The 17543-nt window shown below is 37.7% G+C and carries 9 protein-coding genes; 3 read left to right on the top strand and 6 right to left on the bottom strand.

Translation table 11 applies throughout. The features are described from left to right. Nucleotides 1-14: 14 nt before the first annotated feature. From BC008_RS17655 to BC008_RS17640, 4 genes are all read right to left on the bottom strand, one after another. A complete protein-coding gene (locus tag BC008_RS17655; RefSeq protein ID WP_027844039.1) occupies nt 15-2570 on the bottom strand; it encodes a tetratricopeptide repeat protein in 2556 nt (851 codons plus the stop codon). Between the two features lie 1016 nt (nt 2571-3586). Continuing rightward, nucleotides 3587-4636 carry a UDP-3-O-(3-hydroxymyristoyl)glucosamine N-acyltransferase gene (gene lpxD / locus BC008_RS17650; RefSeq protein WP_027845789.1) on the bottom strand — a complete coding sequence of 350 codons (1050 nt, stop codon included), beginning with the start codon at nt 4634-4636 and terminating at the stop codon, nt 3587-3589. Nucleotides 4637-4993: 357 nt separating this feature from the next. Further along, nucleotides 4994-6271: a murein transglycosylase A gene (gene mltA, locus BC008_RS17645; RefSeq protein WP_027845788.1), complete on the bottom strand. Its 1278-nt coding sequence runs from the start codon at nt 6269-6271 to the stop codon at nt 4994-4996. A gap of 16 nt (nt 6272-6287) precedes the next feature. Next, entirely contained in the window at nt 6288-6542 is a 255-nt protein-coding gene (locus BC008_RS17640; RefSeq protein ID WP_058183734.1) for a hypothetical protein, read from the bottom strand. A gap of 340 nt (nt 6543-6882) precedes the next feature. On the opposite strand from BC008_RS17640, the gene BC008_RS17630 reads away from it, so the two are divergent. The 3 genes from BC008_RS17630 (at nt 6883) to BC008_RS17620 (ending at nt 13393) form a co-directional block, all read left to right on the top strand. Then, nucleotides 6883-7653, top strand: coding sequence for a hypothetical protein (locus BC008_RS17630; RefSeq protein ID WP_027845786.1), 771 nt, complete (start codon nt 6883-6885; stop codon nt 7651-7653). A gap of 641 nt (nt 7654-8294) precedes the next feature. Beyond that, nucleotides 8295-11720: a hybrid sensor histidine kinase/response regulator gene (locus BC008_RS17625; RefSeq protein ID WP_235595887.1), complete on the top strand. Its 3426-nt coding sequence runs from the start codon at nt 8295-8297 to the stop codon at nt 11718-11720. 407 nt (nt 11721-12127) lie between these two features. After that, nucleotides 12128-13393, top strand: coding sequence for an RNA-guided endonuclease InsQ/TnpB family protein (locus tag BC008_RS17620; protein ID WP_058183732.1), 1266 nt, complete (start codon nt 12128-12130; stop codon nt 13391-13393). A 334-nt stretch (nt 13394-13727) separates the two neighbouring features. Here BC008_RS17620 and BC008_RS17615 read toward each other — a convergent pair whose 3' ends face one another. Both BC008_RS17615 and BC008_RS17610 read right to left on the bottom strand, forming a co-directional pair. Then, the gene (locus tag BC008_RS17615; RefSeq protein ID WP_027845388.1) at nt 13728-14918 is read right to left on the bottom strand and encodes a glycosyltransferase family 4 protein; all 1191 of its coding nucleotides are present in this window, start codon (nt 14916-14918) and stop codon (nt 13728-13730) included. A 906-nt stretch (nt 14919-15824) separates the two neighbouring features. Next, nucleotides 15825-17432, bottom strand: coding sequence for a DUF2079 domain-containing protein (locus BC008_RS17610; RefSeq protein ID WP_027845389.1), 1608 nt, complete (start codon nt 17430-17432; stop codon nt 15825-15827). Nucleotides 17433-17543: the final 111 nt, after the last annotated feature.

The raw sequence follows: 17543 nt of genomic DNA, 5'->3' as shown, positions 1-17543 counted from the left end.
CCCACGACCCAAAATCATTCCACAGATATCGGTGTAAAACCGGGTACTACCATAGGTTCTGGTATTACTTGGTTTGAACCCGAATTCTGTAAAGATTTATTTTTTTTACCTGGAGCAGTTTTGATATTTGGTGAAACTGTAGACTTTGAACTTGAACGATCTGAATTTGAATGATCTGAATTTGAATGATCTGAATTTGAATGATCTGAATTTGAATCGGCAGAACTGGGTTTTGGGTTTGGATTCGGTTTGGGAGTCGGATTAGGTTTTGGAGTTGGAATGGGAGTGGGGGTGATATTTGCTCTGGGTGTGGATATAGCTTTAGGACTAGAGAGAACTTGGGAAGTAGATTGATTGATGTTGGGACTGAGTTCTATATTTGGTGACAGGGGGGGAAGTGGAGGAGATGGAGATTCCAATCCTGGAAAATCTGATTCGGTAGTTGATTCAGTTGAAGATTTAGACTTTTTAGGATTTTTCTTAGAATTGTTCTTCTGAATTTCTTTGGGTAGCTTTGGATTGAAGTTATATATATTTCTCTGATTGGGGGGATGCCGATGTTCGGCTGATGGTACCAAAGGCGGCTCAGGAGCGGGAGGCTCTCCAAGCTGGGACGATGTTGGTAACGCTATTTCTGGAATTGGAGGCAAATATATGGGCTCAGGCTTACTAACCGAGGAAGGAGTTGAAACGGGTTTTGGGACTGAATCTACCACAGGTGAAATGGATTGGGAATTATCCGGAGGATTATCAGAAGTTGAATTTTCAGGTGTATGAGTTATACGATTCCAACTGAGTAATCCTACCAATCCTCCAGACAGGAAAACCCCTGCAGCAATAATTCCTTTTGATGGGGAAGAAGTTTTTTCAGGAGGGGAATTTTTCAAAAATTCGAACGATCCCTTTCGATATATTCGAGTTGGTAATTCTTTATCTTCATTCCGCTGTAAATTACTATCTGCAACATGAGTATCAGAAGGAATTTGAGTTTCATCCCGATTGGATTCTAGTTGCGAATAAAGTAAGGTCGTATCGTTTGTGAATACGTTGGTATCGGCTATTGGAGTGCTAGATAAATGGGAATCAAAATTCAGTTGGAGTAAATCTAAATGATGACCGGTGGCGATAATTGCTGTTTGGTCGTCTAAAGATGTACGTATGTCTAATGCTTTGTTTAAGTAATCAGTTGCTGTACTAACATCTTCTAAGCACAGGTAACAAGTACCCAGCTGGTGATAAGCCCAAGCTTGAATTGCTTTTTCTTGGCTAGCTTGCGATGCTTGTAATATTCTTTGTAGTACTTGTTTCCACAAGCCCCAAGATTTATTTAAGACTAAGGAACTTTCTACAGACATTCCCAGAAATACTACATCTTGCCAACGACTCGCTGTAACTGCAATTTCTAACAGTTGTAGTATGGCATCGATTTCTGGACATAGGAGATCGGGTTTTGATTGATATTTCTGCCCTACCTTTTTAAAGTAATTTAATGCATTTTCTAGGGGTTCAATTAATTTACTTGGAGGAGACAAAAATTCTCGAATTACAAGCGTGAGAGTGTAGCGAGAACCATCGAATCTTAGTATATGAACCTCACACAACTCTTTCAGAATCTGAGAATATTCTGAAGATGTGGTTATCGATACTACTTGATTCCCATCTAGACCCACATCTCCCATCACTGTGAGTAAATCCACTATGTGGCGTTGTTGATGTGTTAGAGATGCAAGGATATATTTAATAATATGCTGTTCGGGTGCAGTATCAGAGAACTCGGATACTAATTGACTTAGTGCCAAACCACGTTGAGTAATATTGGTTACTACTAACTTGATATATGTTGGGTTTCCTTTTAGTTTTGCATGTAAAACTCTTGCCGCTTCTAGCTCTTCATCATTCAAGGAATGCTGCAAGTAATTTTTCAAAAACAATATTGTATCTTTTTCTTTCCACCCAGTTAAATCAATAACATTTTTGGGCTCTAAGATTTTTCTCTGAGAAGAAGTGAAAATAAATTTACATTTTGCTGCGCTTTTAAACAGTTCTTTAAATTCATCTTGTATTAGTTTATTTTCGTCGAGTACGACTAATACTTCCTTCTGTGCAATATCTCGCTGAATTTCTTCTGGGGTGGGTTTATAGGAAATATCGGTGCGATAAAAATTTTCCCAAATACGCTGAAGTATGTCTTCAACTTCTGGATGAAATACCTGTAAGTAGATAACCTTATAGGAAAACAGGGAATTGATTTGACTGTGATTTGCCAAACAACGCAACAAAGCTGTTTGTTCTAATCCCGGCTTACTACGTAATTCCACGTACTGACTAGACTGGAGAATTGCAGCAATTTGCTCAACTATGCTTTCCAAGTCTATCAGTTCATCATCTCCCTTAAGCTTTGTAAGCGCCCCATCGCTTGGGGAAGGTGGATCTATTAGAAGTACTTCTGGTTTAGTTCCCTGTTCAATGACAGCACCATTGATATTACTAAGTTCAATGGTGTATTTACCAACGGATAAGTTACTCGTTTTTTCGCCCCGGATATTTTCCGCAAGATTAATTTGAGGCATAGTGATTTCTCCAAACAAATTTAGCCGATGCTTCTCTATCAGCTATAAATAAAATTACGAATACAATCGCTATAAATTCTACATGAGCTTATGTAAATAGCCATTTGATTAAAGGATATATTCGCAGAACGTACTCGTAAAATATAAATCCCCTAAAAATGTGTGTGTGTTATGTAAATTCTTTTGTTTGAGAAGTCAAAACGAATCAAATACAATTTAATTAACTCGAAATTTCCGAGAGGAGCAAGCTTATTTTCAGTGTGCTCAGCTATTTATTGAGATATGCGAATATAAATTGTTGTCTAAATAACCTGAAATGGCAACCGTATCTCATAATGAAAAAAAATTTACTATAGACACAAACTAATTTCACTAATACTCTAACGTGTTTTTTGATATTAGCCTCAGCAAATTTCTGACAGGTTAGTCACAATAGAGAAAGTTAAGCATAACCATTAATTTTAGGTTATGATGTTATGTCTTGTATCTTTTTGTAGTTTTTTAAAACTAGTTTTTGAAATTGATAATTTGTGTGCGTCAAACACATCAGGCTAAAATTAGATTATTTTTCACATATTGAAATAATTGATTTTTGTTCTAAACCATTTTGTAATGTGTGCTGGAATACAAAATATTTTCAAGTTGATAAATCGAATATAGATCGAAAAATTTTAACATCATGGTGAGATTAACACGCACAATTGACAATAACAAAATATCAGAAGTTTGATTTGTAATATTTTATTCATAAAGTTTTTCTTATAAGATATTACTTCCAAAATATATTCCCAAAATGTACCCCCAAAATATTAAAATGCCCCGGATATTGGGGCTGCTGGAACTCATACTAAATCCGGGTTAATTGCCCCTTTTTAAAATGAGAGAGGGAAGTGTGGGAGGTGTGGAAAGTGTGGGGGGAAATCCCAAAAAATATAAAGGGGTTTTAAAAATCGGATTTGGCATCAAACAAAAAAGCTTAAGCAAACATTAAGTAAGAAGGACTTCATTAGGAAAAGTCAAAGATTTCCTAGCTTTCGTTTCCATTTTCTGAACATTTGATACATTTCTGGTAAACGGTTCAAAATAGCCGATACTTTCAAATATTGACTGTGGGATACCGCTGGATAACCAGAAACGGTTTCTCCGGGAGGAACATCAGAATGAACTCCAGAATTTGCCGAGGCGATGGACCCATCACCAAATTTTACCTGGTTTGCAATTCCCACTTGTCCGGCAAGTATAACTCGATTTCCAAGCTCTACACCTCCAGCCATCCCAGTCTGAGCAGCGATCGCACAACCTACACCGGTCTTACAGCCATGACCTATTTGGACTAAATTATCTATAACTGTATTCCGCCCAATTCTTGTTTCTCCTACTGCTGGGCGATCTATGGTGGTATTGCAACCAATCTCTACACCATCTTCTAAAATTGTGTAACCTGACTGATGCATCTTTTCCCAACCAGTTGCAGTTGGGATAAAACCAAAACCTTCAGCACCAATAACCGAACCACTATTAATTTGGCAATCCATACCAATTTGGGTTCGTTCGTGAATGCTGCAGTTGGCGTGCAAAATTGTGCGATCGCCAATTTTACAATTGGGGTAAATTACTACATTGGGATGAATACACACATCGTTACCAATTTCAGCTTCTGCTTGAATAACAACATGGGCACCAATATAGACATTAAGACCGATTTTGGCTGTGGGATGAATCACAGCAGTGGGATGAATTTCAGCCGCCGGACGCCAAGGTTGATAGAAAATAGCAATAGTCTTGGCAAATAAAAGTCTTGAATTTGAGGTTTCAATCCAAGCTATACCTCTTTCCAAGGCTTGAGTTTGTAAGTCTTTGTCCTTCGGTAAAATTAAAGCGCTGGCGTTAGTAGCATTAACAAAAGTTTTAAATTTTACCCCTTCAACATAACTAATGGTGCTAGAACTTGATTCATCATCAATGGCTGCGGTTCCTGTAATTTCCGGATCGAGTTCTTTATTGATTGTCAAACTATTGGAAACAGCAGCTTCACCCAGTTTTTCTACAATTTCGCTAAATTTCATTACTCACAATAATTTTGTTAATAGAATTACTTTGAAATCATGTTGCGTAAATAGCATAATGCAATTTAAATGACTCGCAACTATTTGTAGGGATTATTTTTGCGATTAGGGATTGGGGACTGGCGACTGGGGACTGGGGATTAGGAGAATAAATAAAAATCAAAAATAATAGAGGACGCAAAAATCGCGTCCTGAAAAAAACAAAACTTTTTGGATCGGGTTGTCAGGTTACAGCGTTTTTACTCTCTTCCCACACTTTCCACACTTTCCACACTTTCCACACTTTCCACACTCCCCACACTTTCCACACTCCCCACACTCCTCACACTTCCCACGCTGTTCCCTTTCAACATAAAATTATTTTTTAAGCAATAGATAATATAAAGTTCCGGGACCACCGGTAACCCCGGCGCGATCGCCAGCAATTTTTCCACGACCGGCAAAATAATCCACTCGTCCCGGACCTTTAATTGCACTACCGGTATCCTGATCCAGCACAAAGCGACTCACCCGACGATAAGTTAATCCTCCCCCTTTAGTAGGATAAGGAAATGAAGAATTAATAATCGCTAAAGCGCCAGGGGGCATAATCGACTTATCAGTAGCAATGGAACGATCTGCAGTTACCGGAACACCTATGCTACCTACAGCCGGTGTATTACCTTTGTCCCTAAAAAATATAAAACGTTCCCAACGGGGTAAATACTCGTTCATATCCTCGGGATTCAGTTTAAAGTGACGTAAAATACCCGGCATAGAAGCACTTTTGCGAGTAATTCTCTCATCTTTTAGTAATTCCTTACCAATGCTCGTCCAAGGATATTGGGTTCCGTTTGCATAACCGACTGATGTTGTGGTACCGTCCGTTAACTTTAACTTTGCCGAACCTTGAATATGTATTAGATATGCATCTAAACGATTGCGGAACCAAAATAACTCTAAACCTTTGAGGGGACTTTTATCCCCCAATAAACCATCTTTACCTTCCAGTTCTAAGCGTTTGGGATGGGGTTGGGGCCATTGTGCAAAATCTGGTGGTAGTCTATATAACGGATATTTATAAACAGATGTTCGCTGACGACTTGCTTCATATATCGGTTCGTAGTAGGAGGTAAACTTAACTGTTCCTTGACCGTCATTGCCGATAGATTTATAAAATTCAAATTCCCGACGAACAGCATCTTGTAACTGTGTGGGAGTTTTGGACTTTAGTAGTAGTTGGCGAAAACGTAATAAACTTCGACGTACCCGTTCGAGGGTAATTCCTTCTATAGGATAATCAGCATAAACCCTAGCCGCTGTAGGAGTTTTGAGATAGCGCAAACTGTGGTCGATAGACCTTACCATAGACCAGCGATCGGCAGTTTTGCCAAATCTACCCCAAAATAATTGAGAATCCCAACCCAAGCAAGCATGTCGGGGACTGCATTCAAAATCCATATCCATTGGCTTGAGGGCTGGTGGTGGTGTTTCTAGTTTGCTTGGTATTTGGGGTGACAACTCCTGTGACTGACTCGGTACTGGTAATGAACGCGGTAATCTCCTGGGTAGCCGGACCTGTGCGGATGCCGAAAAAACAGGGGTTACAAGAGTAATTCCCAGACTCAAAGAAACCAAAGCAAACATTTTTTTCATAGATTTTTTATGGAAATTATGTAAATCTTTCTACACTAGAACTAAATACTGGTTCTACTCGCAACCCTAATACTCGGGATGGACGTATAACCATATACTCTCCCTGAATATTTTTGATCGGCACGCTGATAAAGTCGTTGGAAGCTGATTTTGGCACAAGCTCCCCACTGTACCACTTTTGAAATTCCTGAATTGTGGGAAAACGGACCTCTTCTTTATGTCCGCCTTCAAGTATCACGTGCACTAAGTATTCACTAGGTTTTCTAGGCATAAGGTTGAATTATTTGAAACATATCAACCCATTGTTAACTACGTTACCCCGGAATGGGAAGAGGTAATAAAAAGCGCAAGGCAAAAAAATGCCACTAATGATTTTTTCCTTGTCAGTTGCTTATGACGCTTCTGATACTCATTGCAGTTCCCAACTACTGAAAAAGAATAAATTGCAGAAGAATAAATTGCAGAAGAATAAATTACAGAAGAATAAATTATCAAAGCATATAATGACTGAGCACCCAGTTGAGTATTTACTCGATTATGGTTGTTCGAGGGAGTCCGGCTGGGTGTAAGCTTGTACAAAGTTAAATTGAATTCGTCATAAACAACGCCTTATGTCGATCATTGCTCTGAGAGGGTGGTATCTTCAAGACTATGAGCCAATTCAAGAGTTGGAAAAACGTCCTCCAGATATACGTTTGAGCAAGAAAAGTCTTTTGAAATCAGGGTTGAGAGCAGACTTTTTGGAAGATAGCCAGGAAATCAAAAAATCAACTTGGTTCTGGCGTTATCTGGATGGAGAAAATATAGAATTCTACATTGAGGGTAGTGGTAGTTATTGCGTATCTAATATTGATTTGATTAGTCACGAAATTTATTTTACTAAGCAATCGGTCTTATCACAGTTAGAACCAATTATTTTCTACTCCTCGCAAAATGAGTTTGAAGCAGCAGCTGACTCGCTACGAGATGGATTACTTAAAAGTCTAGAAAAACTGAACTTGCGATCGCGTCTACCAATTTCTTTGGTGGAATCGTCTCGACCAAAAGATAACCCTACAAGACTTAACCGAACGAAGTTACGAAAAATCCGGAAAAGTTTGCTATTTATTGCTGATGTTACGCCAATTACAAAGTTAGAAAAACAGGAAAAAATTCAATTAATTCCTAGCCCTAATGTTTGTATAGAAATTGGTTATGCCATTCAAAGCAAACGTATCGAACAAATCTTGATAGTTCAAATGCAACGTCCAGAATTTCCAGGACAAATTCCATTTGATTTACCCCAAACTCAGATTCTACAGTTTAAAAATAGTAAGGAATTAAATAAAACTTTGCCAGAAGCAATAGAAACACAATTAATGCGATTTAAGTTATTTTCTTAACACAAATTTAGTTCTTGATAGGTCGTATTAATTACCGATGTTAGGACGCAATATATTATCCCAAAGCTGTACTTAGTGCTATCAGGAATTGACTTATGACTCAAAATCAAAGTCCTAACACCAATAATCGAAAATATGCATATAGATAGATGTAAAATCGGGAGTTACGTAAAATATAATACAGGTGAAAGAGGGTAGAAATTTACCAAAAACACTTTAGTTTACGGCGATAGATAGATGCGGTAACAAAGATATTTGATGTCACTCGCTAATCGCTTGCCTCGACGGAATGCAGATCCTTTCCCCTCGAGAATTATAATTGCCCGAACAGTATGCGCCCTAGGGTTCGCTTTTAGCTATTTAGGATGTATAAATAAATGATTTGGGTATTCAAGTGTAAGTTTGTGATTTGAAATTTATAATCTTAAGTTTATGATTTGAAATTTATAATCTTAAGTTTGTGATTTGAAATTTATAATCTTAGTTTTGTACTCTTAAATTTTTAATTTTAAGTATTTAATCTTAATTTTGTATTCTTAAATTTGTAAAGTGAAATTTGTAAAGTGAAGTTTGTAAGGTGAAGTTTTTAATTTGAAGCTTGATTTGAAGTTTAAATTATTCCAAGTGATTGGAGGGCGATTATGATGACAATAAAACAGGATATAGCACTTTGTTTTATTTTGTCCGGCATCTCGCTGTGGCTATCCGTTGTCGCCTCCAAGAGTAAGCTTACTGTTGATGGGGGATTATGGGACACCCAAAGAAGGCGGACAATAGGGGAAAAGCTTTACTTATCTTTACTTAAGGTTTCTTACTCGCAGTTATTGTTGAGAAAGATTGCCAGATTTTCTGCTTGTGGGGTTTTAATAATAGCTTCATTTTCCATGATTCAATATCTGTTAGCTCTGACTAAAAATATTGATTTGCCATGGGATAAGAGTTTTCAAGTTTCATCGACCATGGAACTAACATCGGCATTAAATTTTACACTCGTTGGAATTGCTTTAGAGCTTTTAAGTAGAAGAAATCTAAGTAAAAAGAATCGAGATCAAAATTCTTGGTACGTCCAAATTTTGGCATTGCTCGCAACAATAGTTTCTTTTTTGGTATTAGTTAGCTATGCATATCAAGTTAAAAGGCTTGATGGCACCGTTGCTTATGCTTCTATGGCATTAGGTACGGCAGTTGGCTTTGCAGTCCTTTGTGCTGGTATTCTCTCAGCCCGTGCAGATTTAGGGATAATGCGGTTAATTACTCAAAACACCGATGAAAGCTCCCTTATACGTAGATTAATAGTGCTTACCGCAGTCATTCCGGTTGGTACTGGGTGGTTAATTCTGAAGGGTTACCACACCAATAGGTATGAGGCAGAGTTCGCCATATCCTTATTTGTTGTCACGATCGTATTAGTATTTACTCTATTGATTTGGCAATGTGCAACCCACATCGAAAGAATAATTCATCAACGCGATCGACCCGCAGGACTGGTGCAAAGCGAACAAGAAAATGAAGCAAAACTCAAAACTTTGGTTGGTGCAAACATTATGGGTATTTTGTTTAGCGATAGTAATGGCGCTATCGAGCAAGCCAATACAGAGTTTCTGCGGATAATTGGTTATAAGCGTTCCGATATAAGTGCAGGTACAATTAATTGGCAAAAACTCACACCGCCAGAATATTTACATTTAGATCGACAAAGGTTAATCGAAGCAAGGGATAAAGGTGTTTGTACGCCTTATGAGAAAGAATTTATTCGCAAAGATGGAACTCATATACCTGTTCTAATTAATCATGTACGACAGGGTACGAGTCAAAATAAATTTGTAACTTTTGTCTTAGATTTGAGCGAGAAAAAAAAGGCTCAAGCAACTTTAAAGCATAGGCAAAAATGGTTAGAAGATTTATTAAATTTAACCCCAATACCTTTGTTATTAATAGAACCTAAAACAGCAAAAATACTTTTTGCTAATCAATCAGCAGAAAAATTTGCTTATAATGGATTTTTTAACTTTAATTTAAATTCTAAAAATACAAGTGAATATTACTTTACTGATATATTTGGAAATTCTATTCCTCCAGAAGAAACACCAGGATTCAAAATAGTTAACGGCAAGAAATTAGATGGTTTGGAAATTAATTGGCATACGCCGGAATATACTCAATCATTGATGATTTATGCAGATACTTTACCTGCTATAGAGGGTTACAATTCTACAGGAGTAGTATTTATTCAAGATATTACTGAGTTTAAACAGACAGAAAAAGCATTATCCTTAGATGACCAAAAACTTAAAGTTTTAGCAGAAACTAGCAGTAATTTATTATTTAAGCAAGAGCCAAAAGAATTTATCAATCGATTATTCTTTAAGTTGACTCAATTTATAGATTTAAATGCTTACTTTTATTATGTAGTTGATGATAAATCTCAGGTATTACGCTTACTGTCTCATAGTGGTATTAGTACAGAGATAGCAGAGGGAATTGATAAGCTACCGATAGATGAAGGAATTTATGGTACAGTAGCAGCAGAACGCGAGGCTATTGTCTTAGATTATCTGCAAATATCAACAGAAACACAAACAGAAGAACTGCGAAAAATAGGTATTAAGTCTGGTTATATTTATCCTTTAATCATCCAAAATAAGTTACTAGGAATCCTCGTATTAAGTAGTTATAGTTGCTCAAATTTTCAGCCAGATGAGTTAGTAATGATGCAAACCGTGTGCGACCAAATTACTGTTGCAATGGAGCGTCTACAATTAATAAATTCTCATCAACAGCAAATCGAACAACTAAAAGCCACCAACCGCTTTAAAGATGATTTTTTAGCTGTTCTTTCCCATGAGTTGCGATCGCCTCTTAACGCTATTCTTGGTTGGGCACAATTGTTACGTTCCCGACAACACTTAGACCCCAAGAAAAAAGCACAAGCCCTAGAAATCATTGAGCGCAATGCTAAAACTCAAACACAACTTGTTGAAGATTTACTTGATGTTTCTCGGGCTCTCAGGGGTAAACTATGTTTACGAGTAGAGAATTGTAATTTAGTTGTCATCATTCAAAGAGTAGTCCAAACCCTAAGTGTTGCTGCTCAAGCAAAGAAAATTCAGGTCAAAACTATACTGGAAGATGATATCAGAACAATTCCAGGAGATTCGGATCGTTTAGAACAAATAATTTGGAATTTACTTTCCAATGCCATCAAGTTTACCCCTCAAGGTGGTAAGGTGACGATCAAGCTTTCACAAATTACAGCTTCTGAGTCTTTGGTAATGGGGCAAAAAAATGTCCAAATTCACCAGGAAGAAGAATTACCAGTTACTGAATATATCCAAATTCAAGTTATCGATACGGGTATTGGAATTAGTCCCGAGCGACTTCCCCACATCTTCGAGCTTTTTTATCAAGGTGATATCTCCATTAGTAGGTCTTACGGAGGTTTAGGGTTAGGTTTAGCAATCGTTCGCCATCTAGTAGAGTTACATGGTGGTATTATCGATGTTGAAAGTCGCAGTAAGATAAAGGGGACAATCTTCAGCGTAAAATTGCCATTACTGCCAAGAAAAAAAGAGCAAGTTAACAAGCGGGATAAATATATTACTGATAGATCGTTAGCAGTTCCCCACTCCAAATCTTCGTTCGTCTCTTCTTCCCTAAAAGAACTGAAAGTTCTGGTAGTGGATAGCGAATCTGAGAGTCGTGAATTGATTTACGCTATCCTCAGAAAATCTCAAGCGATCGTGAGAACTGTAGATTCAGTTTCAGAGGCTGTGGAAATTTTAAGCCATTGGCAAGCAGACGTCCTGCTTAGTGACATTAAAATGATAGACGGAGATGGTTTTACCTTGCTCCAAAAATTACGTGATCGCAAATTGACTGGTAATGATTTTCCTGAAGGTCCCGTAGTTTCAAATATACCAGCAGCAGCTTTAACTATGTCTTGTAAAACTGAAGACAGAATTCGCGCTCTTGAAGAAGGTTATCAGCTACATCTACCGAAACCTGTAAACCCCACTGAACTAGCTATGGTTGTAGCAAATTTATCTCAAAGAGTAAAAAATAAATAATATAAACGCTGCATGCAAGCTATTAGAATAGCGTGTCCGTAGGACGAGGACCAAAAGCTTACAGATTATAGCTTTTAGCAGTGAAAGAGATACAAGTAATCCAAGTGGGTTAGCAACAGTTAGGTAATATTTATTCGTAACTAGTCAAATCTACTTTTATTGAGTAGGTTTATTTGTTGTCATCAACTCAAAAACATGCCTGCATGCTACTTACACCTAATTTTTGCTGTTTACACTTCAAGGATTGAAGATCTGTTTAATATCAAAGTAAAAGTAAATTGACTATGGAGAAAAGTTACAGATTTTTTAACCTGAGAGCTTGACTATTCCTATATTGTTCATCCTTGGAGTATAATGCTTAAAAATTTAAGAACTCAAACAAATGGGGTCGCCAAGAGTTATGTAAGATGCAGCTAGTAGAAAAGCATGTAATTAATAGAAAGCATAAGTTCTGGAAAGATTGTGACTATTTAAGTTTACAGGCAAAACATTTATATAATGCCACTACTTATACCCAACGCCAATACTTTTTTCAAACAGGAAAATACTACAACAGTGTTGATATTTACCACGCCACTAAAAATTTAGAATCATACAGGTATTTACCAACTAAAGTTAGTAAACAAATAGTTAGGAAAGTGTCGGAAACTTGGAAATCTTGGTTATCAGCTTTAAAGGACTTCAAGAAATATCCCCACAAGTATTTAGGTAGACCAAGAATACCAGGTTATAAACATAAAGAACGTGGGAGGTATGTGGTTATTTATCCTTGTGACGCAATATCACAACCTGCCCTAAAAAAAGGCTTAATTAAACTGTCACCTGCGGTGGTGCTAAGAAGCGCCTTTGGCGAACGCGGATCACAAGTTGATATTTGTTTCCCCACTAAAGTAAAAAAAGTAGACCAAGTTCGCATAGTTCCAAAACTTAACTGTTATGTAATCGAGGTAATCTACACCTACGCTCCAATAGAATTAAAGCAATCCCCATGGGTAGCTGGTATTGATTTGGGATTGACAAATTTGATGGCTATAACTTCAAATCAACCAGGTTTAAAACCTTTGTTGGTTAACGGTAGACCATTGAAAAGTATCAATCAATTTTTCAATAAAAAATTGGCAAATGCCCAATCTAAAGAAGCTTGGAGACAAATTAAACAGTTAAATTACAAACGTGATAATAGAGTTAATAATTACTTACACACAGCTAGTCGTAGAGCAATTAACTGGTGCTTGAAAAACAATATTTCAACTTTGATTATTGGTAATAATCAAGGTTGGAAACAAAATATCAGTATTGGTAGGCTTAATAACCAGCAGTTCACTCAAATCCCTCACTCCAGATTAATCAATTTAATAACTTATAAGGCTAAATTATCTGGAATTGAAGTTATTGTCACTGAGGAAAGTTACACCAGTAAAGCTAGTGCTATAGATGGAGACAAGCTGCCAAAATATAGTCCAGATACTAAATATAAATTTAGTGGTAAACGCATTAAAAGAGGACTATATCAAACTGCCACTGGTAAGCTAATCAATGCAGATACTAATGGCAGTATGAATATTATTCGTAAAGTAATTCCCGATATTTTTAAGGGAATAGAGGGATTGCCGTTTATCCCTGTAGCTCTAGACCTTTGGACGCCGGCTACAAACATAGAAGACTATCATTGATCACTTTTGAGCAGTTTTGTATAGATTTCTGTGAACGGTGCAAGCATAATTCCAGAAGTAATGGCTGGTTTGACAGCAGCTATAGTCAGCGCTAGTCCATGGTGGGGTTATCAAGGTAAAAAGTAAGTGAGGAACAAGTAAGTAGTAGAATCATTAGGTTAAAAAGCAACAAATTACCACTACCATATGACGCTTACGCATCACGCTAGACTGCGCCTAACGGCGTAAGCGGAGCCAGAGGCTTTACCGTTTAGGCTTTATGCTAACACCGCGTTCGCTGCGATCGCAGTACGGAGTAATCATGCTGAAAGTATATTATTTTAACGAGCACCAATTACAACCACTGCACTTCTTTCCTTTCTTCCACTAATCTACGATATACATCTTCAGTTTGTTGAGCGATTTTAAACCAGTTAAACCGTCTTTCTAAATCTTCATAAGCATTATCTATCAGCCATTGCTGATAACCAGGATTTTTCAAAACCTCTAAGATTCCCCAAGCTAAAGAATCTGGATTATTTGTATGAGTGACTATACCTGTTTTGGTGTGTTTCACCACTTCCGGCAAGCCACAGGTATCAGATACGACTACAGGTACGCGAGCTGCAAAACTTTCTAATGCAACAATACCAAATGGTTCATAAAGACTGGGAAACGCAGCACAATCAGCAATTGTCTGAAATTTATCTAAATATTCATCAGTAATAAAACCAGTGAAGTAGCACTTATGAGAAATACCCGAATTCCAAGCTTGTTGCTTGAGGCGATCGGTGTTACCACCACCAATAATCACAAATTTGACGTAACCTCCCATTTGCCATAAAACTTTGGGGGCTGCATCTAATAATACCGATACACCTTTCTCATGAGTCATACGACCGACATAATAAACAATTTTTTCACCATCTTCGGCAAACTGGCGACGAAAATCTTGACGATGAAAGGTTTGTTGGTGTTGTTTCTTTTCCGGGCGAATTCCGTTGTAAATCACATCCATTTTACCCCAAGGGCTATGGAGCGCTCTTTCTACCTCCCGACGCATGTAGTCGGTACAAACAATAATTCGCCAGGCTTCATGGGCTAATGATTTTTCCTTACCGTTAATATAACGTTGAGTTGCTGTGTAAATACCGTTATGACGCCCGGCTTCTGTGGCATGAATTGTTACTAATAAGGGAATTTTAAAATGATATTTGAGAGCAATTGCTGCATCTCCAACAATCCAATCATGGCCATGAATAATATCAAATGGACCTTCTTCGAGAATTACTTTACCACCATGAATACCTATACTCTGGTTCATGTTGTTTACCCAGTGAAAAAAATCATTACCGTGAGCAACTGGAATTCGATGTACTTTGATCCCTTCCACTACCTCGTACATCGGTGCATGACCAAATTCTGGTGTAATTAAATGGACATCGTGTCCCAATTTGACTATTTCTGGGTATAGCTCTGCAACATGACGAGCAATTCCCCCAACAATACGCGGTGGAAACTCCCAAGTGAGTACTAGTATTTTCATATATTTCTTATCCCCTAACTTTCAAGACCTCTCATTTCCAATCCGAACCAAGAATTTTTCCAGACAAGTTCAAAATTCCAGACAAGTTCAAAATTCCAGACAAGTTCAAAATTCCAGACAATTTCAAAACAAGGTCAATACAAACTGAAACAAGATTAGTTGCAAAGCTTGACCTAGAAGTACAGAGCCTTTTCTACAAGTATTTTCGATAGCTTGTAGTAATAATCACGGCATGCTTCGCCAAACACGGAAATATAAAACCTAAAGTTTTAGGCTAGCGCTGAAGTTGTACTAATATTCGTAAGTAAAACCTCTTCCTAAACTCCCCAACCCCCCTAATCTTCCAGAAGGCTAACCCCCTTCTAACCTCCCCAAAGCTAACCCATCCTGACCTCCCCTTAGCGGAAGCGATACCTCAGCATTAGGGGAGGAATGAAGAGAATGGAAAGTCTAAATTATTTAATTTCTACAAAAGCATTTTCTTCCCGTGAGTAAGTAATCTTGCATAACTAAAAGTAGTTTTAACACTACTAAAAGTAATATTCTACTTTTCATGATGAAAAATTTGAGTCAGGAGTAAAAAATGACAAGTATAGAGAGATAGTTATAATACGTCTCATTTGTTACTTTGTTATGGCTGACTCTATAAAACCTTAGTACTTGTAATTCTGGGGCTATGTAAACTTTATCGATTTTATTCAGGCTTTGTTTAGTTGCAAAATTTTATAGAGACTTAGTATGGTAAGTCTTTACAAGATTTTACTAATACTTGATCGCATTAATCTTGCTTGATAAGGTAAGGTTCGTAGTAGTGCTTTAGCACCGTAATGCTAAGGCTTTAATGGGTTAAAGCCCAACTACAAACTCCTCAAAAGTAATGGAATAAAGCACTAGCAACTTGCGTTATCAGACCGATAGTTTTTGGCGAAAATCATTCCAAGCAACGCGTGCTTGCTCGTTATCTACGGTAGCTTTTTTCAGTAAAATAACACCGTCTTCAAAACCAATTACCCCGTATTCCCGATCCGTCGTTACTTGATCGATAAGTTTAACTATTCTTTCTAGCTGATGGCGATCGCCTTTAAATGCTACTTGATATTTCTGCAGTCGCCCAATATCGGCTATGGCATAATCAACCTGTATCACTTTTCGCTCATCGTTTTCCAGTTTGAGCATGGGTAAGCGGAGAATTTCTCGACGACTGGAAAGATGAGGAACAATATAAGTTGTAGCAGAAACGCTCGCTTCTGCAGGAATTTGCGCTATCAAAGGACGCATAGCAGCTACATGACGCCATTGTTCTGGTAAAGATACGTACACCCAAGGTTTAATTGAGTCGGGGATAACAAAATAAAATGTTTGGTTGGGGTTAGACGTAAAACTAAAAAATATGGATAAAGAAATACAAGCAACCCAAAAACGACGAAACAATGGTTGTTTAAATTTATTGGGATGTTTTGACCACCAAATAATTGCACCATAAAATAAACCAGGAACCACGCTCAAAGCGTAACGAATAGTAATTGCTAATACTGACTGACCCTTACCCAAAAATAGTTTTAGTAATGGAAAACCAGCGATCGCCCAAGCAGGTGGAGAAATTGCAGGGATAAAAGCTAAGGGTAACCATTGACCGAGCAAGTATCTAATAGTTCTGTCAACTGGAGTAACTAGTTCTACAATTAATCGCCAAGGATTACTAACCATTCCCCAGATAATATCTAGAGTTGATGCTTCTTGAGCGTCGGTATACTGTCCAAACCTTTCCAACATGAACCGTTTGGAAATATCCTCGGAAAATATTGGCATAATTGCATTGGTCAGCAATACCATATAACCAAAACTAAGGGTGCAAACAGCTAGTCCAGCGCGAGGGAAGCGTTTGCTCAAAACCATGTAAACCCCAACACCAAATAAACTCACCCCAGCATCTTCCCGCACAGCCAAAATTAAAATTGCTAGCAGCCAAAATAACCACCAACAACGCTTTTCCATCGCTAGCAGTAGGCTAAAAATAAATAGAGGAATCTGGCTAATATCATGGAAATTACACAAGGTCGGACCAATTACTGCATTTGCAGCATAGTAACTAGCAGTAATCATTCCCGCTAATGGTGGTTCCAAATATTCCCGCGCCAAAAAATATAAAACCACACCCCCAGCAGTAATTAACACAACTAGTAATACTGCTAAAGTTGCTGCTGTGGGAAATAACGCATAAATTGGCCACCATATCAATAAAGCTGGGGTAAAATGTTGTCCAAGACGGTGGTAGTAAACCTTTGCGATTTCCCCAGCATGGACAACATTAGTGGAAAGACTTGAAGAGAGAGAACTCTGAAAAAAGCGACCGTGAAGATTATTCCAAAAAACCTGATTAAAAATTCCCTGATCGAAAGAAGCATAAAAACTGAAATAACGATGCACTGTCAAAATTAAACAGATAATGAAAAATGCGATCGTTGTAACCACCGCGAGTCTCAAACCCGGTGTTTTTTGCCATTTCAACAACATCACTCACACTCACATTTTTATAGCGATCTTGGATTATACAGATTTCATTCGTTAGTAACTATAGAACAGCGCGACAGTTTTTAGTATGACAATTTTGGCGCGCGGAGAAAT

It is taken from the genome of Mastigocoleus testarum BC008, assembly GCF_001456025.1.
Lineage (GTDB): Bacteria > Cyanobacteriota > Cyanobacteriia > Cyanobacteriales > Nostocaceae > Mastigocoleus > Mastigocoleus testarum.
Note: the sequence above shows the minus strand (reverse complement) of the source record. Positions and strands in the feature narration are given on the sequence as shown.